The organism is Acidovorax sp. Root267, from assembly GCF_001429215.1.
GTDB lineage: Bacteria > Pseudomonadota > Gammaproteobacteria > Burkholderiales > Burkholderiaceae_C > Acidovorax > Acidovorax radicis.
Genome location: NZ_LMJC01000007.1, coordinates 82491 through 98125, shown reverse-complemented (window position 1 = coordinate 98125; position 15635 = coordinate 82491). Strand labels below are relative to the sequence as shown.

At 66.9% G+C, this 15635-nt stretch carries 14 protein-coding genes and 1 pseudogene; 11 read left to right on the top strand and 4 right to left on the bottom strand.

What is annotated here, in order from left to right:
• From ASE39_RS08525 to ASE39_RS08515, 3 genes and pseudogenes are all read left to right on the top strand, one after another.
• Positions 1-205 (top strand): annotated as a pseudogene (locus ASE39_RS08525) (5-dehydro-4-deoxyglucarate dehydratase); the annotation flags it as partial.
• 146 nt (positions 206-351) lie between these two features.
• Positions 352-813: a nuclear transport factor 2 family protein gene (locus ASE39_RS08520; protein ID WP_010458989.1), complete on the top strand. Its 462-nt coding sequence runs from the start codon at positions 352-354 to the stop codon at positions 811-813.
• A 61-nt stretch (positions 814-874) separates the two neighbouring features.
• Positions 875-1834, top strand: a complete 960-nt coding sequence (locus ASE39_RS08515) for a 2-hydroxyacid dehydrogenase (protein ID WP_057270853.1) — start codon at positions 875-877, stop codon at positions 1832-1834.
• A 72-nt stretch (positions 1835-1906) separates the two neighbouring features.
• Here the strand turns inward: ASE39_RS08515 and ASE39_RS08510 are convergent, their stop codons facing one another.
• Together ASE39_RS08510 and ASE39_RS08505 are read right to left on the bottom strand one after the other, a co-directional pair.
• Positions 1907-3196, bottom strand: coding sequence for a M20/M25/M40 family metallo-hydrolase (locus ASE39_RS08510; protein WP_057270852.1), 1290 nt, complete (start codon positions 3194-3196; stop codon positions 1907-1909).
• Between the two features lie 111 nt (positions 3197-3307).
• Positions 3308-4174 carry a LysR family transcriptional regulator gene (locus ASE39_RS08505; RefSeq protein WP_057270851.1) on the bottom strand — a complete coding sequence of 289 codons (867 nt, stop codon included), beginning with the start codon at positions 4172-4174 and terminating at the stop codon, positions 3308-3310.
• Between the two features lie 97 nt (positions 4175-4271).
• Between ASE39_RS08505 and ASE39_RS08500 the strand changes: the two genes are divergently transcribed.
• Positions 4272-4703: a nuclear transport factor 2 family protein gene (locus tag ASE39_RS08500; RefSeq protein WP_057270850.1), complete on the top strand. Its 432-nt coding sequence runs from the start codon at positions 4272-4274 to the stop codon at positions 4701-4703.
• Here the strand turns inward: ASE39_RS08500 and ASE39_RS08495 are convergent.
• Complete coding sequence (locus ASE39_RS08495; protein WP_057270849.1) at positions 4681-5607, bottom strand: LysR family transcriptional regulator; 927 nt, start codon at positions 5605-5607, stop codon at positions 4681-4683. The two genes, ASE39_RS08500 and ASE39_RS08495, sit on opposite strands and share 23 nt — an antisense overlap.
• Before the next feature lie 108 nt (positions 5608-5715).
• On the opposite strand from ASE39_RS08495, the gene metE reads away from it, so the two are divergent.
• Positions 5716-8097 carry a 5-methyltetrahydropteroyltriglutamate--homocysteine S-methyltransferase gene (gene metE, locus ASE39_RS08490; RefSeq protein WP_057270848.1) on the top strand — a complete coding sequence of 794 codons (2382 nt, stop codon included), beginning with the start codon at positions 5716-5718 and terminating at the stop codon, positions 8095-8097.
• 12 nt (positions 8098-8109) lie between these two features.
• Here metE and ASE39_RS08485 read toward each other — a convergent pair whose 3' ends face one another.
• The gene (locus tag ASE39_RS08485) at positions 8110-9063 is read right to left on the bottom strand and encodes a ketopantoate reductase family protein (protein WP_057270847.1); all 954 of its coding nucleotides are present in this window, start codon (positions 9061-9063) and stop codon (positions 8110-8112) included.
• A gap of 143 nt (positions 9064-9206) precedes the next feature.
• Here ASE39_RS08485 and ASE39_RS08480 point away from each other — a divergent pair, with 143 nt between their 5' ends.
• The 6 genes from ASE39_RS08480 (at position 9207) to ASE39_RS08455 (ending at position 15633) form a co-directional block, all read left to right on the top strand.
• Positions 9207-9548 (top strand): hypothetical protein, encoded by a 342-nt coding sequence (locus ASE39_RS08480; RefSeq protein WP_010459005.1) that lies wholly within the window; start codon positions 9207-9209, stop codon positions 9546-9548.
• 6 nt (positions 9549-9554) lie between these two features.
• A complete protein-coding gene (locus ASE39_RS08475) occupies positions 9555-10196 on the top strand; it encodes a zeta toxin family protein (protein WP_057270846.1) in 642 nt (213 codons plus the stop codon).
• Between the two features lie 213 nt (positions 10197-10409).
• The gene (locus tag ASE39_RS08470) at positions 10410-10922 is read left to right on the top strand and encodes a MarR family winged helix-turn-helix transcriptional regulator (protein ID WP_010459009.1); all 513 of its coding nucleotides are present in this window, start codon (positions 10410-10412) and stop codon (positions 10920-10922) included.
• A 97-nt stretch (positions 10923-11019) separates the two neighbouring features.
• The gene (locus ASE39_RS08465; RefSeq protein ID WP_082615366.1) at positions 11020-12477 is read left to right on the top strand and encodes an efflux transporter outer membrane subunit; all 1458 of its coding nucleotides are present in this window, start codon (positions 11020-11022) and stop codon (positions 12475-12477) included.
• A gap of 185 nt (positions 12478-12662) precedes the next feature.
• Positions 12663-13985, top strand: coding sequence for an HlyD family efflux transporter periplasmic adaptor subunit (locus tag ASE39_RS08460; RefSeq protein ID WP_057270845.1), 1323 nt, complete (start codon positions 12663-12665; stop codon positions 13983-13985).
• A 16-nt stretch (positions 13986-14001) separates the two neighbouring features.
• Positions 14002-15633, top strand: coding sequence for a DHA2 family efflux MFS transporter permease subunit (locus ASE39_RS08455; RefSeq protein WP_057270844.1), 1632 nt, complete (start codon positions 14002-14004; stop codon positions 15631-15633).
• Positions 15634-15635: the final 2 nt, after the last annotated feature.

The following is a 15635-nucleotide window of genomic DNA, read 5'->3' as shown; positions in this document are numbered from 1 at the left end:
CACGCAGCACAAGTTGCTCAAGGAGTTCTTCATGCCTTACCTGGCGATTCGCAACCGGGTGGAAGGCTACGGCGTGAGCATCATCAAGGCGGGCGCCAAGATTGTGGGCCACGACGGTGGCCCGGTGCGGGCTCCGCTCACGGACTTGAAGCCCGGCGAGATGGAAGAGCTCAAGGCGCTCATCGACAAGCTCGGCCCGCAGTAAGCACCTCGAAAGTGAGTCAAGGGCCTGGTTTTCCAGGCCCTTTTTTCCAGCGATTTCCATACACCTCACACCACGCGCCTGGCCGTGCACGGGCGCGTGGTGCCCGCACGGCACGCCAATACAACACCATTACGGAGACACACCACATGCTCAAGACTCTCATCCTCGCCGCAGCCGGCGCCCTGGCCCTTGTCACGCTGAGCGGCTGCGCCACCCACGCGACGACCACCGCATCTGCCGGGTCCGAGCAGGCCGTGGCCGCTGCTGCCGAACGCCTGCGCCTGGCCATGATCGACCCCACACCCGCCGCGCTGGCCCCCCTGGTGGCAGACGACCTGAGCTACGGGCACTCCGGCGGCCGTGTGGACACCAAGGACAGCTTCATCGGCGACCTGGTCGCAGGCAAGTCCGACTTCGTGACCATCGCCATCTCCGACCAGACCATCAAGGTCGTGGGCCACACCGCCATCGTGCGCCACACCCTCACGGCTGACACCAACGACTCGGGCAAGCCCGGCAAGGTGCAGATCAAGATCTTGGGCGTGTGGCAGCAACAAAGCGGGCAGTGGAAGCTCCTGGCCCGCCAGGCCGTGCGCACGGCGGCATGATGTAACCCGCAGGGCCGCCGCGTGCGGCCCTTTGTTTTTGCACTTCAGCTCAACGAAGCCCATGACAGAAAATTCCCAGCCCCGCATTCTGCAAATCGGCCGCCTGCCCCTTCCCGCGCTGGAGGCCGAACTGGCAACCCGGTACCACGTCGCCTGTCTGGCCGACCAGCCCGATCCGGCATCCTTTCTGGCCGCACAGGGCGCGGAATTCACCGGGGTGGTGACGACGGCATCCATCGGCCTCAAGGCCGAGGTCATTGCCGCCCTGCCCCGTTTGCAGGTCATCAGCAGTTTCGGCGTGGGTTTTGACGCGTTGGACATCGGTGCTGCCAAGGCGCGTGGCGTACAGGTGGGCTACACACCCGGCGTGCTCAACGACTGCGTGGCCGACATGGCGTTTGCGCTGATGCTGGATGTGTCGCGCGGCATTGCAGCCAGTGACCGTTTTGTGCGCCGCGGCGAATGGCCCCAGGCCCGCTTCGCACTGGGAACCCGGGTGTCGGGCAAGCGCCTGGGCATTGTGGGCATGGGCCGCATCGGCCAGGCGATGGCTGAGCGCGCCAGCGGTTTCCGCATGGAGGTGGGCTACCACAACCGACGCCCGGCCGAAGGTTGCTCACTGTCCTATTTCGAGTCGTTGACTGCGCTTGCGCAGTGGGCCGACTACCTCGTGCTGACCGTCGCCGGTGGCACTGGCACGCGCCACCTCGTCAACCGCGATGTGCTCAACGCCCTGGGCCCGCACGGCTACCTCATCAATGTGGCGCGCGGCAGTGTGGTGGATGAGGCCGCGTTGATCGAAGCGCTGACCGAACGCCGCATCGCCGGTGCCGGGCTGGACGTGTTTGAGAACGAACCCAGCGTGCCCGCCGCGCTGATGGCGCTGGACAACGTGGTGCTGACCCCGCACACCGCCAGCGCCACCCACGAAACCCGCCGTGCCATGGCAGACCTGGTGCTGGAGAACCTGGAATCCTTCTACGCCAGGGGTTCCGTGCGCGTGCCCGTACCGGCCGCCTGATGTAAAAAAGCCCTCGCCGGCATGCGTCGGCGAGGGCCTAGAAACGCGCGCGCCAGGGGCGCGCCGTCCCGGTTACTTCAACACACCCTTGGAGATGTCCATCACCATGCGCGTGGCCAGGTACAGGCGCGGCACGATGGTGTTGATCTGCACGTACTCGGCGTCGTTGGAGTGCGCGCCGTAGCCCGACAGGCCCATGCCCTCCACCACGGCACCCTTGGTCTTGAGCGCCGCAAATGCTGCATCGGTACCACCGCCCGTCGCCTTTTCGACCACGTTGAGCGGCAGGCCCAGCTCCTGGTAGATCACCTTGCCGTAACCCGCCACGCGGCGCGATGCTTCGCTGGCTTCCAGTGGCGGGCGGCGCACCTCGAACTTCACGTCCACCTTGGATGCGGGCAGCAGCCGGGTCTTGATCTTCTCTTGCAGCGACTTCTCCAGCCCGTCAAAGTCCGCCACCTTCAGGGCACGCGCATCGGCCTGGGCTGTGGCCTCGGCGGGAATCACATTGCGGTTGGTGCCGGACTTGGACACCGTCCAGTTGAGCTTGAGGCCTTCGTCGTTTTTCGACAGGTCCTTCATCTGCAGCAGCTGGTGCGACAACTCGTACAGCGCGTTCACTCCGTCTTCGGGCTTGGCGCCCGCATGCGATGCCTTGCCCTGCACCGTGAGGTAGGCAGCCCCAATGCCGCTGGTGGCCAGGCGCAGCGTGCCATCGGTACCGCCGCCTTCGAACGACAACACCACATCCTGCTCGGCTGCCACGCGGGTAATGGTGCTGCGCCAGCCGGGCGAGCTGATTTCCTCGTCGCCGTTGATCAGCACGGTGAGCGTGCCATAGTCCTTGAAGTTGAGCTTTTGCAGCAGGGCCACGGTGTGGATGATGAGCGCAATGCCCTGCTTGTCGTCCGAGATGCCCAGGCCGTAGGCCTTGTCGCCGTCGATGCGAAACGGCTGGGCTTTGAGCATGCCCTTCAAGTACACCGTGTCCATGTGCGCGATCAGCATGATCTTCTTGCTGCCCGAACCCTTGAACACGGCCTGCACGGCGGGGCCGACCTTCTCGGGCGTATCGTCCAGGCGGTAGATGTCGTTGGTCTGCAGAACATCCACCGCGCCGCCCAATTGCTTGAGCTGGCTGGCAATGCGTTCGGCGATCTGGTTCAGGCCCTCGATGTCCTTGCTGCCCGACTCGATGTGCACCAGGTCACGCAGGGTGTCAAGCAGCGGCTGCTGCTCCTTCTGGGCCAGCGCATGGACCTCAGCCACAGGTGCAGCGTGGGCCAGGGTGGCGGCAAACGCCAGCGCGAGAGAGGCCATCAAGGGGCGGACAAGTGAAGGGGCTGAGTGCGGGTGGTGCATGGTGCGACGGCTCTGCGGTGAGATGAAGAAAGGCGATTATGGAGTCTTGCAATGCCAATTTCAAACACTTCGCAATCTTGCAATTTTTCCATCAACCTCGGTGAGCGATGTTCAACCGATGGGCGCAAACACCTCCGGGCCGAGCCGGGACTTTCGGGCACCCAGTTCGAACAGCCACATGCCGTACAGCGGCAAGGATTCCGCGAGCCGCAGAGGCGCCACCAGCGCGGCCGCCCCGCCCAGCAAAGCAGGATGTGGCACGACGGCAAGCAGGTCGGACTGCGCCATCAGATGCAGCATGCTGGCAAAGTCGGGGCAGCGCGCCGCCATCCTTGGGGCCGGCATTCGCCGCACGCGGTGCGCTTCCGTCAAGACATCCACCGGCCCGCTGACACTGGGCCCCACACACGCCCACGCGGCGCCCTGCAGTTGCGCCAGTGACCGGGCCTGGGCCATAGGGTGGCCTTTGCGCGCATAGACCTGGGGATGCAACTCGTACAGGCGCCGCTCCACCACGTCAGGATGCGCAAACTTGCGCGGCTTGGGGGCAATGACCGCATCAAATCGCTGCTGCAGCAGGCCTTCCAGCAGACTGCCTTCATCGGCCGTCGCCATCTCCAGCGAGCGCCGGGCGTTGGGCAGACACCAGCTGGCATACAGCAGCGGTCCACAGACCAGCGCCGCTGAATACGTGAGCCCCACCCGCAGCAGATGGCGGTCTGCCGCAACCGCTGACGCGCGGGGCAGCGCCTCCACCCCTCGTGCCAGGGGCAGGGCCTGCGCAGCCACGGCCCGGGCCAGGTCGGTGGGCACATGGCGGCGCCCCTCGCGCACCAGCAAGGGCTGCGCGAAGTGGGCTTGCAGCACCTTCATGCCATGGCTGATCGCAGGCTGCGACACGCCGCAGGCCTTGGCCCCCAAGGCGAACGAGCCCTGTTCGATGACCGCGTGGAGGTATTGCAGGTAGCGCAGATACATAAACACCTTTTATGTATAAGCCACCATTGTCTCTTGTCGTGCGGCGCGGAGTTGGCGAAGCTACGCACTCCACTCCGCGCCCTTTGCATCGCCACGTATGAGCCATACCCCCATCGATACCGTCCGCACCTACCTCGCCCACCTGCATGCCAGCCATACCGACGGGCTGATTGCCTGCTTTGAAGACGATGGCGTGGTGCATTCGCCCTTTCTGGGCACCATGCGCGCGAAGGACTTTTTCCAAAAGCTCGCCCAGGCTTCCAACGGCAGCGTGATCACCGTGCTGGATCTGTTCGTCTCCGCGCAACCAGACAACGGCGGCGCCGTGCGGGTGGCCGCCTATTTCCGCTACGACTGGACCTTGAACGATGGGCGCGAGGTGACGTTCACCTGCGTGGATGTGTTCACGTTCGATGCGGGCAGCACCCGCATCCGCGACATGAACATCGTCTACGACACCCACCCGCTGCGCGAAGAAGTGGGCGACAAGTACGCGCCTGAGCCAATCACAACAACTCCACGCCCTTGAGCGTGACAAAACTGGTCTCGCGCGTCACCTGCACAAAGTCCTGCAGATACGGCTTGGCCGACAGACTGGGCAGGCAGGCGGCGTGCAGCTCGCCGCGCAGGCCGTTGCTTCCGATGGGCCGCGCCGTCACATACCCCCGGTCCAGGTAGCTCTGCACCGCCCACAGCGGCAGCGCCGCCACGCCGCGCCCGCTGGCCACCAGCTGCAGCATGGCCACCGTCAGCTCGGTGGTACGGCGCGGGGGGCGCACACCGGCGGGCTCCAGCACCTGGCGGATCAGGTCCAGCATTTCGTCGGGCACGGGGTAGGTGATGATGGTCTGGTCGGCAAAGTCCTGCGCCACCAGGTGCGGCTTGGCCACCAGCGGGTGCGTGTTGGCCAGCAGCGCGCGGATCTCGAAGCCAAACAGCGCGTGGTAGTCCACGCCCGCCTCGTCGGCATCCACCTCGGACACGATGGCCACATCGGCCCGGCCCTGGTGCAGCAGGCCCACCGGGTCGGCGTGAAAGCCGCTCACGATGTCCAGCTCCACCTCGGGCCAGCGGGTGCGAAAGGCGTCCATCGCGGGCATCAGCCAGTCAAAGCAGGTGTGGCATTCCACCGCAATGCGCATCTGCCCACCCTGCCCCAGCACCAGGCGGGCGATGTCGCGCTCGGCGCCTTCCACCTGGGGCAGCATGGCATCGGCCAGGGCCAACAGGCGTTCACCCACGGCGGTGAACTGCGGCGGCACCGATTTGCGCTCAAACAGCGGCTGGCCGTAGCGGTCTTCCAGCAGCTTGATCTGGTGCGACAGCGCCGACTGCGTGAGGTTGAGCAGCTGCGCAGCCCGCACTAGGCTGCCGCTGTCGCGCAAGGCCACCAGCGTGCGCAGGTGGCGCACTTCCAGAATCGACTGGTTCATTATTAATTTTCAAGTTAATCGACTAAAACTTTCGTTTGAATAATAAACGAGCTCGCGCGACCATCGGTGCCTTCATTGCATTGCTCCATTCAGAAGAAGGAAATCACCATGTCGCTCGCCGCTCCAACCACCCGCCGCCCTGTGCGCACGCACACCCTGGGCTTTCCGCGCATGGGGGCGCAGCGTGCGCTGAAATTCGCGCTCGAATCCTTCTGGCGGGGCGACAGCACCGAGCCAGAGCTGCAAGCCACCGCCGCCCAGCTGCGCCAGCAACACTGGCAGGCGCAGGCCGATGCAGGCCTGGGCTTTGTGACCGTGGGCGACTTTGCGCTATACGACCATGTGGCCAACCACATCCAACTGCTGGGCTGCGAGCCTGCGCGCTTTGGCTTTGATGCCCACACGCCGGAGCTGGCCCGCTACTTTGCAATGGCGCGGGGCGTATCGGCCAAGGCCGCCGACGACCACCAGGGTTGCAGCGCCGGTTGCCAGGCTACGCACCACACCGCAGGCCAGCCCGCACTGGAGATGACCAAGTGGTTCGACACCAACTACCACTACCTCGTGCCCGAGTTCAGCGCCCACACCCAGTTCCACCTGGCCAGCGAGCGCCTGTTTGCCGAGGTGGCCGAGGCCCAGGCACTGGGCCACCGCGTCAAGGCCGTGCTGCTGGGGCCGCTGAGCTTTTTGTGGCTGGGCAAATCCAAGGCGGCGGGCTTTGACCGCTTCAGCCTGCTGGCCCAACTGCTGCCCGTGTACGAGGCCGTGCTGGCACGCCTGAAGGCCCAGGGCGTGGAATGGGTGCAGATCGACGAGCCCATCCTGGGCCTGGACCTGCCCGATGTGTGGCGCCATGCCTTTGAGCCCAGCTACTGGCAACTCGCCCGCACAGCGCCCAAGCTGCTGCTGGCCACCTACTTCTCCCCCCTGGCCGAGAACCTGCGCCTGGCCTGCCAGCTGCCCGTGGCTGGCTTGCATGTGGATGCCGTGCGCGCGCCCGACGAACTGGTGGGCGTGGCGGACTGGTTGCCTTCGCACAAGGTGCTGTCGGTGGGCATTGTGGATGGCCGCAACATCTGGCGCACCGACCTGGATGCGGCGCTGCAAAAGCTGCCGCCCGTAGCCGACAAGCACCAGGGCGAGCTGTGGCTGGCGCCGTCGTGCTCGCTGCTGCATGTGCCGTTCAGCTTAGAGGCCGAAACGCAGCTGGACGCCGAAGTGAAATCCTGGCTGGCGTTTGCGGTGGAAAAACTCGATGAGCTGCGCGTGCTTGCCACCGCCTTGTCACAAGACGAAGCAGCGGTGGACGACGAACTGCACGCCGCCCGCACCGCCCTGGCCGCCCGCCGCGCCAGCCCGCGTGTGCACCGCGCCACCGTGGCGGCCCGCATTGCTGCGGCCGCGCCAGGGGCCGACCAGCGCGCCAGCGCCTTCCCTGCCCGGCAAAAGGCCCAGCGCGCACGGCTGAAGCTGCCGCTGTTGCCCACCACCACAATTGGCTCGTTCCCGCAGACGGCAGAGATCCGCGCCGCACGCGCCGCCTTCAAGCGCGGGGCACTCGACGCAGCCCATTACCAGCAAAATATGGAAGCTGAAATTGCCCTGGCCGTGCGCAAGCAGGAAGCCCTGGGCATTGACGTGCTGGTGCATGGCGAGGCCGAGCGCAACGACATGGTCGAATACTTTGGCGAGCAGCTCGACGGCTTTGCCTTCACCGCCAACGGCTGGGTGCAAAGCTATGGCTCGCGCTGCGTGAAGCCGCCCATCATCTACGGCGATGTGGCCCGCCCCGCGCCCATGACGGTGGGCTGGACACAGTACGCGCAGAGCCTCACCGCCAAACCCATGAAAGGCATGCTCACCGGCCCCATCACCATCCTGCAATGGAGCTTTGTGCGCGACGACCAGCCGCGCGCCACCACGGCCGACCAGATCGCCTGGGCCATCCGCGACGAGGTGTGTGATCTCGAAGCCGCCGGCATCGCCATCATCCAGATCGACGAGCCCGCCATCCGCGAAGGGCTGCCGCTGCGCCGCGCGGGGTGGAAGAGCTATCTGGAGCGCGCCACGCGCGCTTTCCGCATCAGCGCCAGCGGCGTGCGCAACGACACGCAGATCCACACCCACATGTGCTACAGCGAGTTCAACGACATCCTGCCCGCCATCGCGGCCATGGATGCCGATGTGATCACGATTGAGACGAGCCGGTCGGACATGGAGTTGCTGCAGGGGTTCGGTGATTTCCGCTACCCCAACGAGATCGGCCCCGGCGTGTACGACATCCACTCGCCCCGAGTGCCCAGCGTGCAGGAGATGGCCGCGTTACTCGAAAAAGCCGCCGAGGTCGTGCCCGTGGAGCACCTGTGGGTGAACCCCGACTGCGGCCTCAAAACCCGGGGCTGGCCCGAGACCGAAGCCGCCCTGCGCCACATGGTGCAGGCCGCGCAGGAAGTGCGCGAGCGGTTGCTGGAAGAGGCGGCCTTGGCCTGACGGCCCCACGGTTCAGCCAGCAGCGCGCTTCATCTCGGCCAACTTGACCAGCACCTGCAGCGCGTGGTTCAGCGGCGTCGGCACGCCCAAGGCGGCGCCGCGCTTGACCACATAGCCATTCAGATGGTCGATCTCGGTGGGTTTACCACGCGCCAGATCCTGCGCGGTGGACGAATACTGCCCGGGCATGGTGCTGGCGATGCCGCGCACCGCCGCCTGCACATCGCCCGGAATCGTCACTCCGTCAGCAGCAGCCACCGCCAGGCACTCGGCCACGATGTCGGCAATCACCTGCGTCACGCCGGGCACCTGCACCAGCGGGCCGTAGGGCTGCTGCGACAGGGCCGACAGCGCGTTGTAGGCGCTGTTGAGCACCAGCTTGGCCCAGAGCGCCCCGCGCACGTTGTCTGACACCTGGGTGGGAATGCCCGCCGCCGTGAGCTGGCGGGCCACCTCGTCGCTGCGTGGCGAAGGTGCAATCACCAGCTCGCCCCGGCCATGGTGCACCACATGCCCCGGGCCGCCCATGGCAGTGGCGACATAGACCACAGCGGCTGCCACGGGGGTGCTGGCGTTCAGCACGGCGCGCACGCGTTCGTCGTTGTCCACACCATTCTGCAAGGTCAGCACCAGCGCGCCAGGCGCCAGATGGGGACGGATCTGCTGCGCGGCGTCTTCCGAGTCGGACGACTTCACGCAGAACAGCACCACGTCCGCCCCCTGCACGGCGCTGGCCTCGGTGCTGGCCGCCAGGGGCACCTGCACATCCATCGCCGCCGTCTGCAGCCGCAGCCCGTGGTCGCGCACGGCCAGCACATGGGCGGGCCGCCCGATGAGCGTGACGGCATGGCCCGCCCGGGCGAGCAAGGCACCGAAGTAGCAGCCCACGGCGCCAGCGCCCATCACAGCAAAACGCAAGGGTGCGGTGGCAGCAGGGGCGGAAGCGGGTGTGGTGGTGGCAGTCATGGGGCGGCTGGCGGCTATTCGGGGATGAGCAGGAAGGAAGGGGGCGGAAGGCAAGGCATGGTACCGCCCGAAGCCCAGGTCGCCCCCACGCGCATTGCCAGTTCACCCTGATTGGCGCAAAATGCGCCAATCAGGAGATCACCATGTCCGCCACCGCCTTTTCTTCCGTCAAGCTCCCCGCCCACCTGGTGGAGCAGGCCCGCCAGGCCGCGCAGCCCATGCGCCGCTCGGTGGCCAGCCAGATCGAATACTGGGCCACGCTGGGCCAGATCGTGGAACACACGGGCCTGAGCGTGCAAGAGGCCCGCAGCGCCATCGAGCAGTATGAAGCCGCTGCCGCGCGCCCCGCCACCCTGGCAGCCCCCGCGTCGGTGGACGCACTCACTGCCCGCCTGCTGGCAGCCCAAACGCGCGGCACGCTGGCGCAGCGGGTGCGTGAAGTGGTGCTGGAGAACCAGGCCAAAGCCGCCGCCCCTGTCGTCTGACCTTGCATGGTGGCCCCCGCCCTGCAGCCCTCCCCGCCGCCCCGCCACAACACGCCACCCCGCTGGTTCCACCTGCTGGCAGGCCCGAACGGCGCGGGCAAATCCACGCTGTACCGCGCCCTGGTGCGCGAAGGCATCCTGGGCCCGCCGCTGGAGTTTGTGAACGCCGATCTGTACGAACAGGCGCACCTGCAGCACATTGCTGACCCCGAAGCCCGGTCCGAAGCGGCGCGCCACTGGGCCGATGCACGCCGCGCTGCCTTGATGAGCAAAGGCGCAGACTTCGCCAGCGAAACCGTGTTTTCGCACCCCTCCAAACTGGCGCTGATCGAAGAAGCTCAGCGCTGCGGCTACACCGTGGCCCTGTACATCGTGGCGCTGAACGACCCGGCCCGGCTGCTGGCCCGCGTGGCGCAGCGCGTGCGCGAAGGCGGGCACGCGGTGCCGCCCGAACGCATCCTGGCCCGCTACCCCCGCACCATGGACAACCTGGCCCAGGCCGTAAGGCGAGCCGACGTGGCCTACCTGTATGACGCGGCAGAGGCCGACGGCACCGGACCGCAACTGGTGGCGGTGTGCTCGCCCGTCGAGGTCAAGGCACTGGCCCAGCCGCTACCAGCTTGGGCTCAGCATCTGACCGAGCGGTAGAACGGCCGCGGTCAGCCCGCTTGGGCACTGGAAAATAGCGCGCGCCCCGCCCAGCGATGGAAATTAGTGCCAAATCGGCCTCCAGCGCTTATTCCAAAAGCGTTACAAGCTATGCTTTATATAGCAAATTATCGCTTCTTATAACCATTTTATTGTCGCGGTATTTATTTAATTGCAAAGACAATCATTGTCTAGTCAATTAAATTCACCGCCATGACTTCCGACACCTCCAAGCCTTCTTTGCCCCACGCGGGGTTCTACAACGCGGGTCAGTTGCAGCCTGAGAACAGCGTGGGCTACCTGATGCGCAAGGTGATGTCTTCCATCCGCACCCAGGCCGATGCGCAGCTGTCATCCCACGAACTGACCTATGCGCAATGGTTGCCGCTGTTCAAGCTCTCGCTGAACGAGACCGCCACCGTGGCCAGTCTGGCGCGCGACCTGGAGACTGACCCCGCCTCCATGACCCGCTCGCTGGACCGCATGGAAGCCAAAGGCTTGGTCGTGCGCGAGCGCTCCACGGTCGATCGGCGCGTGGTGCAGCTCAAGCTCACCGCCGAAGGCCAACGCATCGCCGCCTTGGTGCCCCCGGTGCTGGCCGACGTGCTCAACGGCCACCTCAGCGACTTCAGCCATGACGAATGGCAACTGCTGTTGTCCATGCTGCGCCGCATGCTCGTGAACGGAAAACCCCCTGTGCCGCCTTCGGCGCCTCCTTCCCCCTGAAGGGGGGCGCCACCGATGGCCCTGGCCCAGGCCATGCCCGTTTCCAACGCCCTCGTTTTCCTCCACACAACACCCAAAAACCATTCTGGAGATTTCCGTGACCCCCACCGCCCCTGCTCCGCTGTCCACCCGCTCTGCCCTTGTCGCCCACCTGGCGGTATCGGCCATTGCCCTGGCCGCCGCCCTCTTCCTGGTCGGCTGCGCCAACCCTGGCCCCAGCCACACACCATTGGCGCAGACCACCCCGTCGGCCGCCGGCCTGAACGCTGCAGCCACCGAAACTGCCGCCCCCTCCCAATGGTGGAAGGCGCTGGGCGATGAACAGCTCAACACCCTGATCGACCAGGCCCTGCAAGGCAACCCCAGCCTGGCCGTGAGCCGCGCCCGGCTGGAACAGGCCGTGGCACTGAGCCAGGTGCGCGAGGCCGCCAACGGCCCGCAGGCCACGCTGGGCGTGGACGCCACCCGCCAGCGCTACACCGCCAACGGACTGGTGCCCGCGCCGGTGGCAGGCAACACGTACAACAGCGGCACCGTGCAGGCCTCGCTGAGCTGGTCGCCCGACTTCTTTGGCCAGCATGCCGCCGAGCTGCAGGCCGCCCTCGGCCAGGCCCGCGCCGCCCAGGCTGATGCAGCAGCCGCCGCCAATACCCTGGCCGCGCAGGTGGGCCGCAGCTACGTGGCGCTGGCCCGGCTGGTGGCGCAGCGCGATGTTGCCGTGCGGGCCCTGGCCCAGCGCGAGGAGCAACGCCGCCTGACGCAAGAGCGCACCGCCGCAGGCCTCGATAGCCAGGTCGAGCTGACCCAGGCCCAGGGCGCCGTGCCCGATGCACGCACGCAGATCGAAGCGCTCGAAGAACAGATCACCCTGGCCCGCCGCCAGCTGGCTGTGCTGACCGGCCAGGCGCCCGACGCGCTGCCCACGGTCACGCCGCAACTCGCCGCACTGCAACCCACCGCCGTGCCCGAGGTGCTGGGTGCCGACCTGCTGGGCCGCCGCCCCGACGTGGTGGCCGCGCGCTGGCGCGTGGAGGCAGCCACCCAGGGCGTGAACAGCGCGCGCAGCGAGTTCTATCCCAACATCAACATCGGTGCCTTCATCGGCCTGAACTCGCTGGGCCTGGACCGGCTGTTCAACGGCAGCTCGCGCCAGATGGGCGTGACGCCCGCGCTGCGCCTGCCCATTTTTGATGGTGGCCGCCTGCGCGCCCAGCTGGGAGGGCGCCAGGCCGAGCTGGACGTTGCCATTGCCCAATACAACGGCGCCGTGCTCGATGCCGTGAAGGAAGCTGGCGACGCGATGGCTTCCATCCAGTCGCTCAACCGCCAGCAAACGCTGCAGGACGACGCTGTGGCCAGCGCCGAAAAAGCCTACCTCTTTGCGCAGGAGCGCTACCGCGCGGGTCTGGGCAACTACCTGGTGGTGCTCTCCACCGAAAGCCAGGTGCTGGCCCAGCGCCGCCTGGCCGTGGACCTGCGTGCCCGCCAGCTCGACACACGCCTGGTGCTGATGAAGGCCCTGGGCGGCGGCTGGACGGACGACACGGCGGTATGAAACACCCCCTGAGCCGCTTCGCGTCTTCCCCCTCTCTCGCTTCGCGGGAGGGGAACGCACCCAGTGGCCTGGCAAAGCCAGTTCCACGGGTGCACTGGCCTCGGCCGCGCCAGTTGCGTGAGTAGCTGGCAAGGCCCGACCCGATTAAAAACCACACAACAACACATTCCTGAAAGACCACTGCCATGACCGCCCACAGCGAACCCCTCACCGCCAACGAAGCCAACACCGCCCGCCGCCGCGGCCTCACGATCATTGCCGCCGCCGTTGCGCTGGTGGCGATTGGCTGGGGTGGCTGGCACTGGGCCAACGGCCGCCATGTGGAGACCACCGACAACGCCTATGTGGCGGGCAACGTGGTGCAGATCACGCCGCAGGTCGGCGGCACGGTCGTCTCCATCGGTGCAGACGACACCGACTACGTGAAGGCCGGCCAATTGCTGGTCAAGCTCGACCCTGCCGACGCCCGCGTGGCGCTGGAGCAGGCCGAGGCCCAGCTGGCGCAGACCGTGCGTGAAGTGCGCACCCTGTTCGCCAACAACTCCACCCTGAAGGCCCAGGTCAGCCTGCGCAGCGCCGACCTGGCCCGCGCCCAGGCAGAAGCCGCGCGCCTGCAGGACGACGTGAACCGCCGCGCCCCTCTGATGGCCAGCGGCGCCGTGGGCAAGGAAGAGTTCCAGCACGCCAACGCCCAGGTCACCGCCGCCAAGAGCACGGTGGCCGCAGCCCAGGCCGCCGTGGTGGCCGCCCAGGAGCAGTTGGCCGCCAGCCAGACGCAGACCGAAGGCACCTCCATCGAGCAGCACCCCAACGTGCAGCGCGCCTCGGCCCGCGTGCGCGAGGCCTACCTGGCCGTACAGCGCGCCCAGCTGGTGGCGCCGCTGGACGGCCACATCGCCAAGCGCGGCGTGCAGGTGGGCCAGCGTGTGCAAGCCGGCGCACCGCTGATGACGCTGGTGGCGCTGAACGACCTGTGGGTGGACGCGAACTTCAAGGAAAGCCAGCTCAAGACCCTGCGCATCGGCCAGGCCGCCGAGCTGGAAGCCGACGTGTATGGCACCAAGGTCACGTACCACGGCACGGTGACGGGCCTGGGCGCCGGCACCGGCGCCGCCTTTGCGCTGCTGCCTGCACAGAACGCCACGGGCAACTGGATCAAGGTGGTGCAGCGGGTGCCCGTGCGCATTGCGCTCGACCCCAAGGAAGTGGCCGAGCACCCGCTGCGTGTGGGCCTGTCGATGGAAGTGAAGGTGGACACCGCCGACCAGAGTGGCAAGACCCTGGCCGACACGCAGCGCACCACACCCGTGGCCGCCACCGCCGTGTTCGACGCGCAATTCAAGGCCGCCGACGACGAAGTGGCGCACATCATTGCGGCCAACCTGGGCCGCAGCAAGGCTGCAGTGGCCGTGGCGTCGCCCAAAGTCAGCGGACAGGCGCCTGTGCAAGCCCGAAAGCATGCATCGGCCCCAGCGCCCTCCGCCATGCAGTCCCCGGTGGTGCAATAAACAGGGTGAATAGAGCATGACTGCCGCCAACCCCACTGCAGACCAGGCACCCGCCCATTCAGCGCCTGCTGCAACACCCCCCCCTGCCCCGCCCGGACCACCTGCCGCCTACCCACCGCTGCAAGGCACGGCCTTGCTGCTGGGCACGTTGTCCCTGTCGCTGGCCACGTTCATGAACGTGCTGGATTCGTCCATCGCCAACGTCTCCATCCCCGCCATTGCTGGTGACCTGGGCGTGAGCCCCGGCCAGGGCACCTGGGTCATCACCAGCTTTGGCGTGGCCAATGCGATCTCGGTGCCGCTCACGGGCTGGCTCACGCAGCGCTTTGGCGCGGTGCGCCTGTTCACCATGAGCGTGCTGCTTTTTGTGCTCACGTCCTGGCTGTGCGGCTTTGCCTCGTCGCTCGAGATGCTGGTGTTCTTCCGCGTGCTGCAGGGTCTGGTGGCCGGGCCGATGATCCCGCTCAGCCAGACGCTGCTGCTCGCCAGCTACCCCAGGGCCCTGGCAGGCACGGCGCTGGCGCTCTGGGGGGTGACCACGCTGGTCGCGCCCGTGGTGGGGCCGCTGCTGGGCGGGTGGATCACGGACAACATCTCGTGGCCGTGGATCTTCTACATCAACGTGCCCGTGGGCCTGCTGGCCGGGCTGCTGACCTGGGGCATCTACCGCAAGCGCGAGACGCCCATGCGCAAGCTGCCCATCGACACGGTGGGCCTCTCCCTGCTGGTGCTGTGGGTCGGTGCGTTGCAGCTCATGCTCGACAAGGGCAAGGAGCTCGACTGGTTCGCCTCCGGCGAGATCATCACCATGGCCGTGGTCGCCGTGGTGGCGTTCGCGGTGTTCCTGGTGTGGGAGCTGACCGAAAAGCACCCGGTGGTGGACCTGAGACTCTTCAAGGGCCGCAACTTCACCTTTGGTGCGCTGGCGCTGTCGGTGGCCTATGCGCTGTTCTTTGGCAACGTGGTGCTGCTGCCGCTGTGGCTGCAGCAGTGGATGGGCTACACCGCCACTTCGGCCGGCATGGCGCTGGCGCCGGTGGGCATCTTTGCCATTTTGCTCACGCCGCTGGTCGGCAAAAAGGTGGGCCAGTGGGACCCGCGCCGCATGGCCACGGGCGCGTTCATCGTGTTCGGCATCGTGCTGTGGATGCGTTCGCAGTTCACAGTGCAGACGGATTTCATCCACATCCTGATCCCCACCCTGCTGCAGGGCGCGGCCATGGCGTTCTTCTTTATCCCGCTGACCACGCTGACGCTGGCGGGCATTGCCCCAGAGCGCATCCCCGCCGCCGCGGGCCTGTCCAACTTTGTGCGGATCACCGCCGGGGCCATGGGCACGTCGATCGCCACCACGCTGTGGGAGAGCCGCGCCGCCATGCACCACGCGCACCTGACCGAAGGGCTGGTGCAAGGCCAGGGGGTGTTTGCGCAAACGCTCGACAGCCTGACTGCCACGGGGCTCACCCAGTTGCAGGCGCTGGCGCAGGTCAACCGGTTGATCGACCAGCAGGCGTTCACCCGTGCGGCCAACGACATCTTTCTGGGCTCGGCCGGGTTGTTCCTGCTGTTGATTGGGCTGATCTGGCTGACCCGCCGCCCCGCCAGAACGGGGGGCGCAGGTGCTGCGGATGCAGCCGGGGCGCACTAATT

What these genes read in the sequence shown, in the direction of transcription:
- metE (WP_057270848.1), top strand. Translation starts at nt 5,716, where the DNA reads ATGTCGCTCGCCGCTCCAACCACCCGCCGCCCTGTGCGCACGCACACC.
- ASE39_RS08480 (WP_010459005.1), top strand. Translation starts at nt 9,207, where the DNA reads ATGTCCGCCACCGCCTTTTCTTCCGTCAAGCTCCCCGCCCACCTGGTG.
- ASE39_RS08475 (WP_057270846.1), top strand. Translation starts at nt 9,555, where the DNA reads ATGGTGGCCCCCGCCCTGCAGCCCTCCCCGCCGCCCCGCCACAACACG.
- ASE39_RS08505 (WP_057270851.1), bottom strand. Translation starts at nt 4,174, where the DNA reads ATGTATCTGCGCTACCTGCAATACCTCCACGCGGTCATCGAACAGGGC.
- ASE39_RS08515 (WP_057270853.1), top strand. Translation starts at nt 875, where the DNA reads ATGACAGAAAATTCCCAGCCCCGCATTCTGCAAATCGGCCGCCTGCCC.
- ASE39_RS08455 (WP_057270844.1), top strand. Translation starts at nt 14,002, where the DNA reads ATGACTGCCGCCAACCCCACTGCAGACCAGGCACCCGCCCATTCAGCG.
- ASE39_RS08460 (WP_057270845.1), top strand. Translation starts at nt 12,663, where the DNA reads ATGACCGCCCACAGCGAACCCCTCACCGCCAACGAAGCCAACACCGCC.
- ASE39_RS08485 (WP_057270847.1), bottom strand. Translation starts at nt 9,063, where the DNA reads ATGACTGCCACCACCACACCCGCTTCCGCCCCTGCTGCCACCGCACCC.
- ASE39_RS08520 (WP_010458989.1), top strand. Translation starts at nt 352, where the DNA reads ATGCTCAAGACTCTCATCCTCGCCGCAGCCGGCGCCCTGGCCCTTGTC.
- ASE39_RS08500 (WP_057270850.1), top strand. Translation starts at nt 4,272, where the DNA reads ATGAGCCATACCCCCATCGATACCGTCCGCACCTACCTCGCCCACCTG.
- ASE39_RS08510 (WP_057270852.1), bottom strand. Translation starts at nt 3,196, where the DNA reads ATGCACCACCCGCACTCAGCCCCTTCACTTGTCCGCCCCTTGATGGCC.
- ASE39_RS08470 (WP_010459009.1), top strand. Translation starts at nt 10,410, where the DNA reads ATGACTTCCGACACCTCCAAGCCTTCTTTGCCCCACGCGGGGTTCTAC.
- ASE39_RS08495 (WP_057270849.1), bottom strand. Translation starts at nt 5,607, where the DNA reads ATGAACCAGTCGATTCTGGAAGTGCGCCACCTGCGCACGCTGGTGGCC.